The organism is Meridianimarinicoccus sp. MJW13 (assembly GCF_014901205.1).
Taxonomy (GTDB): Bacteria; Pseudomonadota; Alphaproteobacteria; order Rhodobacterales; family Rhodobacteraceae; genus Meridianimarinicoccus.
The window spans coordinates 192,353-207,458 of the sequence record NZ_JACNMU010000008.1 but is presented as its reverse complement, the minus strand read 5'-3'; the positions used below and the strand labels follow the sequence as shown (position 1 = coordinate 207,458).

11 protein-coding genes are annotated in these 15,106 nt (G+C 62.5%); 4 read left to right on the top strand and 7 right to left on the bottom strand.

The genetic code is table 11. The features are described from left to right. Position 1 precedes the first annotated feature (1 nt). Together fghA and H8B03_RS15620 are read left to right on the top strand one after the other, a co-directional pair. Entirely contained in the window at positions 2-841 is an 840-nt protein-coding gene (fghA, locus tag H8B03_RS15625) for an S-formylglutathione hydrolase (RefSeq protein ID WP_193142816.1), read from the top strand. Between the two features lie 18 nt (positions 842-859). Then, positions 860-1,372 (top strand): GreA/GreB family elongation factor, encoded by a 513-nt coding sequence (locus H8B03_RS15620; RefSeq protein ID WP_193142815.1) that lies wholly within the window; start codon positions 860-862, stop codon positions 1,370-1,372. Positions 1,373-1,626: 254 nt separating this feature from the next. Here H8B03_RS15620 and H8B03_RS15615 read toward each other — a convergent pair whose 3' ends face one another. From H8B03_RS15615 to H8B03_RS15600, 4 genes are all read right to left on the bottom strand, one after another. Further along, on the bottom strand, positions 1,627-1,938 hold the full coding sequence (locus H8B03_RS15615; protein ID WP_193142814.1) for a carboxymuconolactone decarboxylase family protein: 312 nt from the start codon (positions 1,936-1,938) through the stop codon (positions 1,627-1,629). 280 nt (positions 1,939-2,218) lie between these two features. Further along, positions 2,219-2,746 (bottom strand): DUF2478 domain-containing protein, encoded by a 528-nt coding sequence (locus H8B03_RS15610; RefSeq protein WP_193142813.1) that lies wholly within the window; start codon positions 2,744-2,746, stop codon positions 2,219-2,221. Then, positions 2,743-4,014, bottom strand: a complete 1,272-nt coding sequence (gene glp / locus H8B03_RS15605; RefSeq protein WP_193142812.1) for a gephyrin-like molybdotransferase Glp — start codon at positions 4,012-4,014, stop codon at positions 2,743-2,745. The genes H8B03_RS15610 and glp overlap by 4 nt, the downstream gene beginning before the upstream one ends. 79 nt (positions 4,015-4,093) lie before the next feature. Continuing rightward, positions 4,094-6,766, bottom strand: coding sequence for a molybdopterin-dependent oxidoreductase (locus tag H8B03_RS15600; protein ID WP_193142811.1), 2,673 nt, complete (start codon positions 6,764-6,766; stop codon positions 4,094-4,096). A gap of 111 nt (positions 6,767-6,877) precedes the next feature. Between H8B03_RS15600 and H8B03_RS15595 the strand changes: the two genes are divergently transcribed. Continuing rightward, a complete protein-coding gene (locus H8B03_RS15595; protein WP_193142810.1) occupies positions 6,878-7,582 on the top strand; it encodes a response regulator in 705 nt (234 codons plus the stop codon). Here H8B03_RS15595 and H8B03_RS15590 read toward each other — a convergent pair. Then, on the bottom strand, positions 7,555-10,335 hold the full coding sequence (locus H8B03_RS15590) for an ATP-binding protein (RefSeq protein ID WP_193142809.1): 2,781 nt from the start codon (positions 10,333-10,335) through the stop codon (positions 7,555-7,557). The genes H8B03_RS15595 and H8B03_RS15590 overlap by 28 nt on opposite strands. A gap of 25 nt (positions 10,336-10,360) precedes the next feature. On the opposite strand from H8B03_RS15590, the gene torT reads away from it, so the two are divergent. Beyond that, positions 10,361-11,323 carry a TMAO reductase system periplasmic protein TorT gene (gene torT / locus H8B03_RS15585; RefSeq protein WP_319022494.1) on the top strand — a complete coding sequence of 321 codons (963 nt, stop codon included), beginning with the start codon at positions 10,361-10,363 and terminating at the stop codon, positions 11,321-11,323. A gap of 64 nt (positions 11,324-11,387) precedes the next feature. Here torT and H8B03_RS15580 read toward each other — a convergent pair whose 3' ends face one another. Together H8B03_RS15580 and H8B03_RS15575 are read right to left on the bottom strand one after the other, a co-directional pair. Then, positions 11,388-12,848, bottom strand: a complete 1,461-nt coding sequence (locus H8B03_RS15580) for an aldehyde dehydrogenase family protein (protein WP_193142807.1) — start codon at positions 12,846-12,848, stop codon at positions 11,388-11,390. Next, positions 12,845-15,106, bottom strand: a complete 2,262-nt coding sequence (locus H8B03_RS15575) for a glycoside hydrolase family 2 protein (protein WP_193142806.1) — start codon at positions 15,104-15,106, stop codon at positions 12,845-12,847. Before H8B03_RS15575 ends, H8B03_RS15580 begins: the two co-directional genes overlap by 4 nt.

Sequence of the window (15,106 nt, the reverse complement as noted above, 5' to 3'; positions counted from 1 at the left end):
CATGACCCTCGACAACCTGAGCGACAACAAGAGCTTCGATGGGTGGACGAAACACTACTCCCACCGTTCAACCACGCTGAATTGCGACATGCGGTTTGCGATCTACCTGCCGCCGCAGACGGCCAAGGGGCGGAAGGTGCCGGTGATCTACTGGCTGTCCGGGCTGACCTGCACCGATGAGAACTTCATGCAAAAGGCCGCCGCCCAACGTGTCGCCGCTGAGCTTGGCGTTGCAATCGTCGCCCCGGACACCAGCCCACGCGGTACGGATGTCGCCGACGACACGGCCTTTGATCTGGGGCAGGGGGCCGGATTTTACGTCAATGCAACGCAGGCACCGTGGAACCGCCACTATCACATGTATGACTACGTGATGGATGAACTGCCCGCGCTCGTCGAGGCGACTTTTCCGGTCAGCAGCAAACGCTCGGTGTTCGGCCATTCCATGGGCGGCCATGGCGCGCTGGTCATGGCGCTGCGCAATCCTGATCGGTTCCAGTCCGTTTCGGCCTTCAGCCCGATCGCCAATCCGGTCAACTGCCCGTGGGGCCAGAAGGCCTTTGCCGCGTACCTCGGCAAGGACAGCGCCGCATGGGGCGACCACGATGCAAGCCTGCTGATGCGCAAGGCAACCGGGGCTGTTCCCGCGCTTGTCGATCAGGGCGGCGCCGATCCTTTTCTGGAAGAACAGTTGAAGCCCGAAACGCTGGAGGCGGCGGCCAGGGCCAGCGGCTATCCTTTGCAACTCAACAGGCGAGAGGGCTACGATCACAGCTACTACTTCATCGCCAGTTTCGTTGAGGATCACCTGCGGTTCCACGCGATGCATCTGGACGAATAGAGCACGAGAAGACATCCAATGAGCAAGGCATTCACCAAAGAGGACGTTGGCACCGAGAACATCCGGCTGGACGATTTGCCCCAAAGCCCGCACCCGAACCTGGTCACCCCCTCGGGCCTTGCGGATCTCAGGGCCCGGCTGGCGGCCCGTCGCCTGGATCTGGCCGAGCTGCGCAAGAAACCCGACGAAATGGATCGCAAGCACGCCGTTGCCGTTGCCGAGCGTGACATCCGCTTTCTCGAGGCGCGCGTCAGCCGGGCAATCCTGGTTGATCCCACCAGTCACCCCAGTGGACGTGTTGCCTTTGGCGCAGAGGTCGATGTTCTTGACGAGGCCGGCAGCGCGCAGACGTTTCGAATTGTCGGCGAAGATGAAGCTGACCCGGCGCGCGGCCTGATCTCTCCCTACTCACCGCTTGGCGTCGCCTTGCTTGGAGCTGAACGCGGCAGCGCTGTGGAATGGCGCAAACCCAACGGAGTCGTTGATCTTGAAGTCGTTGCGATCCGGTTCGAAGGGTTCCGGATCAACTAGGGCCCCGAAAATCGCCGCGCATAGGCCCGTCATGGATCGTTCAATAGGGACCAGCATCCGAAGACGCGGCCCCACGTCGGTGCATCGTTGGGCTGTTGATTGCCGCCGTTGACGGCTGCCGCTGCGATCCTCGGGAAATTCCCTTCCCGGATCCACTTTGCGGGATGGAGGCATCGGGTTCGGGATCCGGGTTTTTTACACGAACGGGATTGATCTGCACCGGGTCTTTCAAAGCGGCGCAGATCATTTTCGTATCACTTCGTCACATCTGCGATCCAGGTTCCCGCAGCAACCGCGCGCGGCAGACCAAGCGGCCCGATCGCGAGCAGGGCCACCTGGTGCAGATCGTCCTTTGCGACGCCTTCGGCAAGGCCCCGGCGGGAGTGAGAGTGGACAGCCCCTTCGGATCCCGCACCGATGGCCAGCGCCAGCTTGACCAGACGCCGTTCGCGTTCGGTCAGATTGCCCGCTTCAGCAGTGGCCGCCCCAAGTGCGGCATAGGCCTCCCAAACCGAGGGGTAGTTCTTGGCGAGATCGCCTGCGGCACCCGGTAGGTCTTTGCTCATGTTCTGTCCTTTCAGTCTGTGGTCGGGTTTTCAGCAACAATGTCCTAACCCGTGGATTTTGCTCTTTTGGGCATCTTGACGTCAAGAAAGCCCACTTGCGCTTTTGTGCCGCCAATCCGAATGACGATGATCATTCCGGGATGCGGCTTTCAGGTAACCGCGATCATCCTTTCGGTGGTCCGGGCGCCGGACATGTCCGTGCCGAGACAGACGCGGATCGTCCTGCCCGGTGTCAGCAACGGTCCGCGCGGCGCGGCTGTGGTGCCTCGCGTGCAGTGGTTCATGCCGCGTCGCGGTCCTGTCGAACGCAAGCCAGCCAGTGCAGGACCGCGTCCTCATTCATCGGCAGGTCACAGGCGCAGCCCGCCCCAAATTCCGACCAGCTTTCCGCATAGGTTGGTCGAACAGCCGTCAGCACCGGCACGTCCAGCGCGATGGCCTTGACCATCAGGTCGCGAAACCCGCGCCCTTCGCTTTCTCCGCGCCCGAAGCGATTGAGGATCAGCAGATCCGCCCCTTGCTCCAGCTCGGCCTCGATAAAGGCGGAGCAGTCGGCCAGGACGCCCGGATGCAGACGGCACCCCCGCGATCCATTGCCCAAGGGTTGCGAGATGCGGAATGTCCGCCGCGATCCAAAGGTCGTCAGGTCCATGTCGGCGCAGTGGCATTCGCCGCCCTCTGCGCCACGGGTTTGCACGGCCCCGCGTATGGTCAGTCCGCGGTCGGCCAGGGTTCGCGCGATGCCTTCCAGAAACGCGTCGATATCACCATGATCCAGTCGGATTGCGGCAAGGGGAGAGAGGCTCACTGGACATCTCCTTTTTGACAGAACGGACGCCACATCAAGGGCGTGCCGGGGGTGATGTGATGGCATTCGGACGGCACGATCGCCAGCCCGTCTGCACCGCTCAACGGAAACAATGTGGCCGATACGCTGTGGCCAAGGCGTTCGAGGACAGGCCGCCCCAGATCATCGTAGGATGCAAGGCGCACCGGGAAGACCTCGGCGCGTCCCGGTTTGCGGGTCCAGTCGAAATCGGCAACAGCCGGCACCGGCGCGAAGGTTCCCGGCCGTTCCCCAAGAAGGCGTGCGATCTGGGGCAGGACAAACATGTGAAATCCCACGTGCACCGCGAAGGGGTTTCCCGGCAGACCTGTGAACGCCGCGTTGCCCAGCGTGCCGAACATCACCGGCTTGCCCGGCTTCAACGCCACGCGCCAGCCGTGCACCGTGCCGCCGGCAGAACTCAGCGCGGCGCGTATGTGATCTTTGCCACCCATCGACACAGCGCCGGATGACAGGATCAGATCATGGCCGTTGCCGATGCCGGCGAACGCTGCCGCGGTGGCGTCGGCGTCATCCGGCAAGATGCCCAGATCCACCGCCTCGGCGCCTGCCTGGTGCAGCATTGCCAACAGCATCGGGCGGTTGGCATCGGGGATTTGACCGGGGGCGCATGGCCCGCTGTGCAATTCGTCCCCGGTGGAAAACACAGCGACACGGGGGCGTCGAAGGACATCAACCTGTGCGATGCCATTGGCGGCCAGCAGGCCGATGTGATGTGATCCGATCCGCGTGCCCGCTGCCAGCAGGACCTGACCGGCGGCCTGATCACTGCCCATGCGGCGGATATTGTCACCCACGCGCGGTACCGTTTCGACATGGACCTTGTGAGCCTTGTCGACGCACGCCTCGATCATGACCACCGCATCGGCACCCTTCGGCAGGGGGGCACCGGTGAAAATGCGCATCGCCATGCCCTTGGGCAGATCGCATGGCGCATCGCCCGCCGCGACCGTGCCCGCAACCGGCAGGCAGCACCGGCCCTCAAGATCGGCACAGCGCAGGGCGAAGCCATCCATTGCGGAATTGTCAAAGAAAGGCATCGCCGCAGCGGCGCGGACAGATACGGCGGTGGTCCGGCCAGGAGCCTCCAGAAGCGGCACCGTCTGGCTTTCCCGGATCGGGGCGACCAACCCGTGCGCGTGGCCTATGGCGTCATGCAGGCTCATCATGTCGGTGGGCGCGGACTGGCTGTCGCAACTGCATCCACCCGGGGCGGGACCAACAAACATCTGCCAAATCCTGAGGTTTCTGGGGGAGGAAAGGTCAGAAGGCCGGATGCACCGGCCTTTTGAGGTGTGGTCTTGACGCTTACTTCGGTGCGTCGGAAGCGTTCGCCATGAGGTAGTCCATGACCAGCGCGGCTTCTGCGCCTTCAAGGCCCGCGCGGGGGAACATCGACGGGGTGATACCCTTCCACTGCTGCTGGGTGAAGTGCGTCACTTCACGAGGGGCGTGGCAGACGGTGCAGCGCTCGAAGTAGATCTTCTCGCCCGGTCCCATATCCGCATAGAGCTTTTCGGTCAGCTCATAGAGACGGTCCAGACCCAGCAGATCGTCATCGATCGCGGCCACTTCATAGTCCTCGATGATCTCGGGCTTTTCATAGGCCAGGTTCGGGCCTTCTGGATCCTCACATTTACGCATGTAGCACAGGGTGGTGTTGGCGGTGGTCGCCTGCGCCACGCCCGACGACCGTTGTGTCGAGGTCAGGAAGTTGACCAGACCCGAGTTGCACCGGCCCTTGCTGTCAAGCTGTGGCCACGCGCCCTCGTAGATCGACACGACGCCCGGCATGATCTCATCGCTGACCACGGCCCCGGCAATGACGGTGCCCCGATCGTTGTACAGTTCGACCAGATCGCCATCTTCGATCCCGCGCGAAGCAGCATCTTCGCTGTTGATGCGCACCGGTTCCCGCCCCTGCACCTTGTAGAGTTTGCGCAGGTTTTCCGACTGGTCCATCTGGCTGTGCAGGCGGAACCACGGGTGGGGCGATACCACGTGCAACTGGCCTTCCTTGGCGTTGCCGAGATACTCGTGCTTTTCCATCCACATCGGCATGCCGGGCATGTCGTCGATGTCGAGCTTGGCGAAGTCTTCGCAGAACATCTCGATCTTGCCAGAGGTCGTGTGCAGCGGGTTGCCTTCCGGGTCATTGTAGAAATCACCGTGGCGTGTCCACTTGCGGGCCTCTTCCGGGACCTCCATGCGGGCATAGCCTTTTTCCCAGAACTCCTCGAACGAGGTGTGCTTGGCCGCCGAGGATTTCTCGTAGGCGAGCTTGATGTGATACATCTTGTCTTCGCTGTCGGTGAACTGCGCCCACAGGCCCAGTTTGTCGGCCAGGCCTTCGAAGATCTCGTAATCCGGCAGGCTGTCGCCCAAAGGTTCGATCACCTTCTTCATGGCATAGACCTTGTCGTTGGAATAGGTGCCACCCGAGGTGATGTCGTCCTGTTCCAATGTCGACGCCGCCGGCATCACGATGTCGGCCCAACGAACCGCGGCTGTCCACCAAACATCGACACTGATGATGGTTTCCACCTTTTCAAGCGCACGGATCAGGCGGTTGGTGTCCTGCTGGTGGCTCATGAAGTTGTTGCCAGCGTTGAAGATCACCTTCACATCCGGATAGGTGTGCGTGTTGCCGTTGTAGAAAACTTCCTTGCCGGGGTTTTCCAGCATTTCGGTGATCCGGCTTGCCGGGCAGACGCCTTTGACAAAGTTGCGGCCCTGGCTCATGCCCGCCGGTGTCGATTTGCCCGACGCCGGCATGCCGCCGTTGCCATAGTGCCAGCTGAACCCGACACCGCAGCCCGGCTTGCCGATCTTGCCGGTAAGCGCCGCGAAGTTGATGATTGCCCAGTGGGTCATCTCGCCATGCTGCGCCCGTTGCAGGGCCCATGCCCCTGCGATTTCGGTGTTGGACTTGGCGAAAAGCTCGGCCATTTCGCGGATCTTGTCGGCGTCGATGCCGGTGATTTCAGCCGCCCATTCCGGGGTTTTGGCAACGCCGTCGTCGTCACCCTGGACATAGGCAATCCACTTGTCGGCACCGACCGTGTATTTGTCCATGTAGGCGCGATCCTCAAGCCCCTGCGCAAGCACATGGTTGGCCATGGCCACGAACAGGGCCACGTCGGTGTTCGGCACGATCTTGACCCACTCGGCGTCAAGATAGTCGTCGGACGCTGTTTTCTGCGGGTTGATCGAGATGAACTTGACGCCGGCGTCGCGGATGGATTCCCAGTGCGAATACATGCCGTGGTCGGCCACGCGATACTCGATCCGGTTGTTCTTGATCGGGTCGCAGCCCACCAGGACAAAGACTTCGGTGTTGTCGCGGATGGTTTCCCAGGCGGATTGCGCCGAGTAGACTTCCATGTCGCCGATGATGTGGGGCAGCGACACCTGGCTTGCGCCGGCGGACCAGTCACCCGAGGTGTTGGTGCAGCCGCCCAACAGGTTGATCAGACGGCCCTGAAGCACGTTCGGGCGGAACGTACCCGCGTTCGACCAGCCGCCGTAGGACGAGCTGAAGATCGCTTCGTTGCCATGGTTGGTCGCGGTGTCGAGCAGGGCCTTGGCCGCCAGGCTCCAGACCGTGTCCCAGTCCACCTTGACATAGGGTTCCTTGCCGCGCAGTTCGGGCTTGGTGTCGCCGGTTTCCCAGCCCTCAAGGTAGGATTTGCGCACCATCGGATAGTCGATGCGGGATTTGTCATAGGTCCGGTCCATGACGCCTGCGGTCAGCATTTCTGTGGGCCGCGCATCAATTTCCATGATGGTGTTCAGCCCGACCAGTTTGCCGTCGCGGACGACCGCTTCGAAAGGGCCGAAATGCGTGGCATGGAAAATACGCCCGTCGAACGAGTTTGGATCAAGGGCGGCGAGGGCGGTTGTTCCCATCAGGTTGGCGACACCGAATGCGGCGGCACCGCCCTGAAGAAAAGCGCGGCGGGTGGGTTGCGAGAACGACATGCTGGCCTCCTGTGGCTTGCGTTTGTCCCACACTACTGTTTGGGCGGCCCGAGACCTTGACCCTGCGCAATCGAGGTTGTTCGAAGATGTAAGTAAATGTAATAATCCGGCATGGGCCAGCATATCCTGATTGTCGAAGATGACCGCACGACGCGCATGCGAATCGCTGCCTATCTGCGCGAGCAGGGATACCGCCTCAGCGAGGCCGAGAATGCCGAAGAAATGGAACAGATCCTTGGCGAGGATCCGGCCGAACTGTTGTTGGTCGACATCAACCTGGACGGCAAGGACGGGCTGACCATCACCCGCGAGCAACGGGCCGTGTCGCGGGTCGGGATCATCTTGCTGACGGCGCGCGACGACCAGATCGACAAGATCGTGGGTCTGGAAATGGGGGCTGACGACTATGTCACCAAGCCCTTTGACAAGCGCGAGCTGGCGGCCCGTGTGAAAAACCTGCTGGCGCGCATCGCGGATATCGGACAGGCCCCACAAGGTGCGGCGCCGGTAGAAGAGTTCGGACCGTGGTGCCTTGACCGCATCCGGCGCAGGCTGGTGTCTGCGGCCCGCACTGAAGTTCTGACAAAGCAGGAATTCGATGTCCTGGCCGCACTTGCCGACCACCCCGGCCAGACGCTGAGCCGCGCACGGCTGGCCGAAATGATGGGCCGCAGGGCGATGCGGTCCAATGACCGGATGATCGATGTCGTCGTCGGACGTTTGCGCAAGAAGCTTGAGAAAGACCCGGCCAACCCCGAGTGGATCTTGACCGAACACGGCGTGGGCTATCATTTCGTGGATCCGGGCGCGGTCTGAAGCCCGGCCTGGGCGGCGGCTGTTTCCAGGATGCGCATGGCCTCTATGGCCAGCCGTTCGACGTCTTCCATCACTGCGGCATCCGCGTCGGCCCCGGCCTTTTCGACCCGTGCCAATGCGGCACAAAGCTGATCCAGCCGAAAATTCGACGCCGCCCCTTTCAACTTGTGGGCTGCCTTGGGCCGCGCTTCGGCGGGTGTCGACAAAAGGGTGTCGATCGCGTGCGGCAGGTCATCGCGGAACGCCTGTACGATCTGCGCAGTGGCCTGCATCCCAAGATCGGCAATGTCGGCGCGCAGGCTGTCCAGAACCATCGCGTTTTCCGGGGGCAGGGTGGCAGGCCCGCCCGCGCCCAGCACTTCTGCCAGCGCACGTGGCGAGATCGGTTTCGCCAAGATGCGTGAAAACCCGAGCCGTTCCCGGTTCTCGGGCGTGTCGTCGATCAGGTGCGCCGTCAGCGCAACCAGAATGGGCACGGCCCCGTCTTGGGCCATCTGCGCCGCGACCTCCTCGCCACGCATGTCGGGCAGATCGAGATCAATCAGCGCCAAATCGAAGTGCCGTTCCCTGCTGAGCTTCAATCCTGCGGTGCCGGTCTCTGCTTCGCTGACGCGACAGCCAAGCCGCTCCAGATAGCCGCGCGCCACCATCAGGTTCACGGCATGATCGTCGATCACCAGGACCTCGCGGCTCAAATCGGCTTGCAGGGCACGTTCTTCTTCCTGTGCTGCAAGTGCGGGATCGCCGATCTCCAGCGGCACCGTCAAGGTAAAGCGGCTGCCGACGCCTGCCTGGCTTTCAACACTCAGCACCCCGCCCAGGGCTTCGGTCAGACTGCGTGAAATGGCAAGGCCCAGACCCAGGCCCTCGATCCCCGCGCGTTTGGCCGAGTCCGCCCGCGCATAGGCGTCAAACGCATGGGCGATGGCCTCGGGGCTCATCCCGATACCGGTGTCGGCCACGACGAAGCTCAGCACGGGCTGCCCGGATCGGTCGTCAATCGCATGTTCCACCAACAGCATCACGGTCCCGCTTCTGGTGTATTTTACCGCATTCGACATCAGGTTCCCGACAATCTGACGGATTTTCACCACATCCCCGAACAAGGCCGGGGGCGCGGTTTCTGAAAGGTCGACAACCGCATCCAGCCCCTTCTGCGCGGCGAGAGATTGCAATTGATGCCCCATCTGACCGACCAGTTCCCGCAGACGGAAATGCACGGGATTGTCGCGATTGGTCCTGTCTTCGTTGCTTGCGAAATTGAGGACGTCGTTGGTGATGTCGAGCAGGTCACGCGCCGAATTCAACGCCGTGCGTGTCCGCGCCTTGCGGTCGCTGTCCTGCACTTCGGTCTCCAGCAGATCCAGCATGCCGATGATGCCGTTCAGCGGGGTGCGGATTTCATGGCTCATGCGGGCAAGAAACTCGGTCTTGCTGCGATTGGCGGCTTCGGCCTCGGCACGCGCCTTGTCAGAGGCCTGCATCTCGCGCACGACATCACCCGTGCGGGCGATCACCGCTTCCTCAAGACTGTCGCGCAGCCTGAGTGCGTCGCTGGCGCGCCGGCGCAGGATGTTGAGCGCTTTTTCCATGCGTCCGATTTCGTCATGGCCACTGATCGGAATGGGCTCTCCAGAGGTGCCGCCCGCCACCGCGATGATCCGCCGTGACAGGTTGCCCAGCCGTCCGATCACTTTCTTGCGGGCATATAGCGTCAGCAATGCGGCCGTCGTGACAGCAACGGCGACCACAAGCAGAAGCCCGAAGAGCATCACTGATGACCGCTGCTTTGCCGCCGCGATCCGCGCCAGCCCGTCCGCCTGAACCGCGTCACGGGCTTGCCTGGCGCGATCCGAGAGGTCTGCGATGACATTCTGCAGCCGCACACCATCCTGCGCGATGGACGCCTGCAGCACGATCCTGTCGTGTGACAGTTCGGTCAGGCCGCCCGGTCCGATGGCGGCCTGTTGCCGGTTCAGCAGCGATGCCGCTTCCTGCGTAACCAACGGCGAGGACAGAAAGCCAACCCGGCGCAGGGCCAGATCAAGGCCCGCTGCCAGGGTGTCATGGGCAGCATCCACGTCTTGCCGCGTCGCCATTGCCGGCACCTGCTGGAACTGCAACCGCACGGCATCAACCATCCTTGCCAGTTCTGTCAGGCGCTCGAACGCAAAGAAATAACGATCGGCCAGGGCATCCAATGCCGGGCGCGGGGCGGCGTCAGGGGCAGCATACAGGTCGGCAATGCCTGCGGTGATCCGCAAGCGGGCCAGATCGGTCTCTGCCTCGATCAGGTCTTCCAGCAGAACCCCATCCTGCGCGACCTCGGCCGCTCTGGCCGCGATGCGATCCGCAAGCGCCAGTTCCTCCTGTGCGTTGACGGTCATCCGCGCAACGATATCGCGTGCCTGTGACTGCGGCGGATGTGCGGCGGGCCCCGGGGTCATTGCAACCAGCGCCCGCACCCCGTCCTCGATGCTCACCACGGCGCGTTCAAGGGCGGCGGCGGTCTTCTCGACGTCTTCGCGGGATCCGGCCTGCACGAAGGTAGACGCCAGCGAGCCGACCAATTGGGTAGAGGCATCGATCCTGCTGGTCAGCGCGATTGCCGGCAGGCTCTCTTGAACGAGCGAGTCCTGCGTGCGCACCAGATAACGGTTGACGCCTATTGCGGCCAATCCCACCATGATGGCCAAAGCCCCCATGGCGCCCAGGATCTGGATCAGCCTCGTGTCAAAACTCGTTCGTCGCATTACCAGACACTACGTGGCCGTTTGTGTGCGTACAATCGTCGGCGCATGCCTTGCCATCGGGATTGGTCTTTCGATCGGGCAGCCCGCAGAGGCGGCCAAGACGCGGTCCCTGTTTTGCGTCCTTGTCCCGCATTTCAAGGATGAATACTGGCTCAGCGTCGGGTTCGGGCTTGAACAAGAGGCCGCGCGCCAGGGTGTCGAGCTTTTGTTCTTCGAAGCAGGGGGCTATCGCGCCCGTGCAGCGCAGATTGCGCAGCTTGATATCTGCGTCGCGCGCGGGGTCGATGCGATCCTTATCGGTGCCGTCACCTCTGATCATCCGGATCTGATGGATGCCGTTTCGCAGGCTGCGCAGGATATCCCTGTCTTCGGCCTGATCAACGAATTGCACGCGACGGGGTTGCACGGCAGCATCGGGGTCGACTGGCAGGACATGGGGTTTGTCCTGGGCGATCATTTGCGCGTTCTGCACCCCGCCGGATCGGCCCCAAGGACCGCGGTGTTCCTGAACGGACCCGAGGAAGCAGGCTGGACCGGCCCGCTTGAGATCGGGTTGCGTGACGGGCTTGCGGGCAGCGCCGTCACCGTTCTGGAGGTTTTTCGGGCGGATACCGGCCTGCGACAGCAACTTGCCCTGACAGAAACGGCGCTCGAACGGCACCCGGATGTGAATTACCTGATCGGAAACGCCCCGGCCATCGAAGCCGCGATCGGATTGCTGGCCAACCGTCCGGACGCGGAAAGGCCGCTGTTGCTGGCGACATATGTCAACCATACAATCAAGCGCAGCCTGATGAACGGAAACGTGCTGGCGGCGTCCTTCGACGACCCCATCCTGCAGGCCCGCATGTCGATCCGCCAGGCCGTTTCGGCAACCACACCCGGCCAGCGGCCGATTGGTCCCGAGGTCGTGCTTTTGACGAACAGTGACGACAATCTGGGCCAGGTCGGCATTTCACCCGCCGAGTATTTTCCGTCACTTCAGTAGGTCAAATTGCAAAAGGCACGCAGTCCGGTCTGAAAGATGACCAGCGACGAGAACCTGGGTTCGGTCAGATTTCGGCGACCAGTTTGACCTCCATGAACTCTTCGATGCCGAATGTCCCGCCTTCGCGACCGATGCCCGAGCGCTTGACGCCGCCGAACGGACTTCCCGGAGAGATGTCTCCGCCGTTGACAAGCACCATGCCGGCCTCCAGCGCTTCGATCAGGCGTTCTGCACGGTCCCGATCGTTGGAATAGACATAGGCGGCAAGTCCATAGTCGCTGTCATTGGCAATTTGCAGGGCGTCGGTTTCGTCCTCGAAGGGGATCAACACGATGACCGGACCGAATATTTCCTGAACTGCCACCGGCATGTCATTGCGCGCGTCGGCAAGAACGGTTGGCTGTACGAAAAAGCCTTCGGAAAGCTTTTTGGGCACGTCCAGCCCGCCGGTTACAAGCCGTGCGCCGGACTCCAGACCGCTGGAAATCATCGCGCGCACATGCGCATGTTGCCTGGCATTGGCCACCGGCCCGATATGGGGGCCCGGCTGGTCAGGTGCGCCGATGGACCAGGATTGCGCGGCCCTCTGCACCGCGTCGATTGCCTGCGCGTAGACCGACCGCTCAACCAGAATGCGTGTCGGCGCGTTGCAGTTCTGGCCGGAATTGTTGAACGCCTTGCGCAGGATCGTCGCAAAGGCCGTATCCAGATCGGTATCCGCGAACACCAGGCAGGCGGATTTGCCGCCCAGTTCCAGGGCCACCCGCTTGAAACCTTCGGCGGCGGCCCTTGCGATGTTTGCCCCCGCGGCGGTGGAACCGGTGAAGGAGATCATGGCGACGTCGGGGTGGCTACAAAGCGCCGAACCCGCGCCCGCCCCATCCCCGTGGATCATGTTGAACATGCCTGCGGGCAAATCGGCCGCCGCCATGACCTCGGCAAAGATGGTGGCGCTGATCGGGGTTTCTTCGCTGGGCTTCAGCACCATGGGACACCCGGCGGCAAGGGCGGCGGCCACCTTCAGGATGATCTGGTGGATCGGCCAGTTCCACGGCGCAATCAACGCCGCAACGCCGACGGGTTGCCTCAGAAGACGATCACCATTGCCCAGTTTCTCGGTCAGCCGGATGCTGTCGGTGGCGTCGATAAAGGCGTCGATCTTGCCCAGAACCGCGGCAGCCTGCCCGTTGCGGGACAGGTCGATCGGAGCGCCCAGTTCCAGCACCAGGGCCTGCGCGATGTCCTCGATGCGCAGCTTATAGGCCGCGCGGAGGCGCATCAGCATGGCCTTGCGATCCGCCATGGTGGTTGACGCAGCGGCCCGCAACGCGCGTTTTGCTGCCGCAACGGCCAGATCGACATCTGCGGCGGTCGCCAGGCCAACGGTTGTCACGACCTCTCCGGTGGCCGGGTTGACCACCTCGCGCTGCGCACGATCCGCGGCTTCGATCCATTTGCCGTCAATATAGAACCGCCGGGGATCGCAGAGATGTCCGGTCGGCTGTGTCGTGTCGGCCGTGGTCATTGGGCAGTCTCCGGCTGGCGTGTTTCAAGGGTGATCTGCACATCCGGCAGTCGCGGCGTGGAAACCGTCACGCTGATCTGGCCGGGTGTTCCGTCCGAGCGCAGCCAGAACCCGGAATGTCCGCCGCGCAGCGTGATCTGTTCAGGGCCCAGAAGGCGGCCCGCCCCGGTGACGGCAACCCTCACCGGCAAATCCGCAAAGGGTGTCAGGTTTCCCAACTGGTCAACCGCGCGCAGAATGACCCGCATTTCCTGGCGGTCGCAGCCAAGGACCGTGGCGTCCGGTTCGACCTGCAGCGCGGTCAGTACCGGCTTGGCGCTGAAGCTCTGGGTGGTGACGCAGTCCTCGCCAAGGAAGCCCTGGAACACGACGTCTGGCCAGGACATGCCCCAGCGGCCGAGAATGTTCTCGTCGATCTGATCGATACGCAGGATCGCGGGCGGATGCGGCAGATGCGGGAACCGCTCCCGGTCGGGGTAGATGTCCACATGCTGGCCGTCCGGCAGCGCCATCCGTACGCGGTCGCAGTTGGTCAGGATCATCAGTGGGAACACGCCGCCGATGTTGCGCTCTCCGCGCGCCCAGTGGGTGACGGGTTTCATCACCACCTTCTGCGCCGGATCCACCTGGCTCGCATAGGCGTAGGCGGCGAATTTCGGTTCGCGGAACATCGACATCACGCCGTGGTGGCAGACCCTGTCGCCCGATCCGAAATCGGCGTGGGTGTTGTAGTCGAACATGCACCAGCCGATGCAGCCCGAGATGCCCGGATCGGCATGGGCGGAGTCCAGCACTTCGAGATGGCGGGTCACATGCTCCATCTGCCGCAGTTCATTGTCCATGACCTTGGTGGGGAACATGTGGCCATTGTATTCGGTGATCAAATAGGGAACGGGCGTGCGCAGGCCGGTGACCTCGGCGCGGTCCCGAAGCCCGCGTCGTTCGGCATTGGCAAAGGGGCGCTCGAACTCGCCCAGAACGAAGTCGTTGAACGTATAGACGTCCTCCAACAGGGAAGACTCCATGTGCTTGCGAATGCCCCCTGTCTGCCGGGTTGTATCCAGCGCATGGGCCAGGGCGTTGGTGCGTTCATAGAACGGGTCGTCATCCACGGATTCATTGATCCGCACGCCCCAGAGGATGATCGAGGGGTGGTTCCAGTCCCGTTCGATCATCCGGCGGACATTCTTGACGGCCTCGTCCTTCCAGACGTCACCGCCAATGTGCTGCCAGCCGGGGATCTCTTCGAGCACCAGCAGACCGATACGGTCACAGTGGTCCAGAAACCACTTTGATTGCGGGTAATGCGAGGTGCGCACGATATTGCAGCCCAGGTCATGCTTGACCATTTCGGCATCACGCTGCTGTGCCTCGCGCCCGGCAGCATAGCCGACATAGGGAAAGGACTGGTGCCGGTTCAGCCCCATCAGTTTGAGCGGCGATCCGTTCAACATGAAGCCGTTGGCCGTGAAGATTGCCTCGCGAACGCCGAAGCGATCTGTGCGGCTGTCGGAAAACCCGATGCCGGAAAGGGTTACGGTTGCCGAATAGAGGGTTGGTGCCTCTGGTGACCAAAGCTCGACGCCACTGATCCCGTCGATGGTGAGCGACGCACCGTCTTCGGTCAGCGCGGCGCTGGCCTTGCCGATGATGCGGCCTGCGCCATCCTGCAGGGTGACCTGGCAGTCTCCGGCGACGGGCAATTGTCGGGGGTTGTCCAGAAATGCGCGCACCCGGACGGTCTTGGTGTCCGCCAGCGGCTCCGGGGTTTCAATCTTCACGTTCAGGATCGAAACCGGATCGGCATGTTCAATCCAGACTTCGCGGTAAATGCCCGCGTAGGTCAGATAGTCGATCTGTCCGCCAAACGGGGGAATGTCGGGATTTTCGCTGCCGTCGACAACAACGGTGACCAGGTTTTCCCCCATGGTCAGATGGTCGGTCAGACGCATGCGAAATGGCGTATACCCATCTGGGTGCTGGCCAAGCGGCTCGCCGTTCAGGAATACGCGGGTGTTGGCCATGGCCCCGTCAAAGCGCAGCCACACTTCCTTGCCGGCGTATTCATCCTTCCAGGCTATCGTGTTCTGATAGGTGAATTCACGCTGATAGACCGTTTCGTCGAAATAGTCGAAAGGCAGATCCACGGCGTTGTGGGGCAGGGCGACCGTGTCGCCAGGCTGCCGCGTCTTTGCCCAGGATTGCTTGAAACCGGGGCGGAAGCTCCAGTTCTCACAATACAATTCTGAATGCGGCAT

What these genes read in the sequence shown, in the direction of transcription:
- H8B03_RS15620 (WP_193142815.1), top strand. Translation starts at nt 860, where the DNA reads ATGAGCAAGGCATTCACCAAAGAGGACGTTGGCACCGAGAACATCCGG.
- H8B03_RS15615 (WP_193142814.1), bottom strand. Translation starts at nt 1,938, where the DNA reads ATGAGCAAAGACCTACCGGGTGCCGCAGGCGATCTCGCCAAGAACTAC.
- H8B03_RS15600 (WP_193142811.1), bottom strand. Translation starts at nt 6,766, where the DNA reads ATGTCGTTCTCGCAACCCACCCGCCGCGCTTTTCTTCAGGGCGGTGCC.
- fghA (WP_193142816.1), top strand. Translation starts at nt 2, where the DNA reads ATGACCCTCGACAACCTGAGCGACAACAAGAGCTTCGATGGGTGGACG.
- H8B03_RS15580 (WP_193142807.1), bottom strand. Translation starts at nt 12,848, where the DNA reads ATGACCACGGCCGACACGACACAGCCGACCGGACATCTCTGCGATCCC.
- H8B03_RS15595 (WP_193142810.1), top strand. Translation starts at nt 6,878, where the DNA reads ATGGGCCAGCATATCCTGATTGTCGAAGATGACCGCACGACGCGCATG.
- H8B03_RS15590 (WP_193142809.1), bottom strand. Translation starts at nt 10,335, where the DNA reads ATGCGACGAACGAGTTTTGACACGAGGCTGATCCAGATCCTGGGCGCC.
- H8B03_RS15575 (WP_193142806.1), bottom strand. Translation starts at nt 15,106, where the DNA reads ATGCCGCATTCAGAATTGTATTGTGAGAACTGGAGCTTCCGCCCCGGT.
- glp (WP_193142812.1), bottom strand. Translation starts at nt 4,014, where the DNA reads ATGTTTGTTGGTCCCGCCCCGGGTGGATGCAGTTGCGACAGCCAGTCC.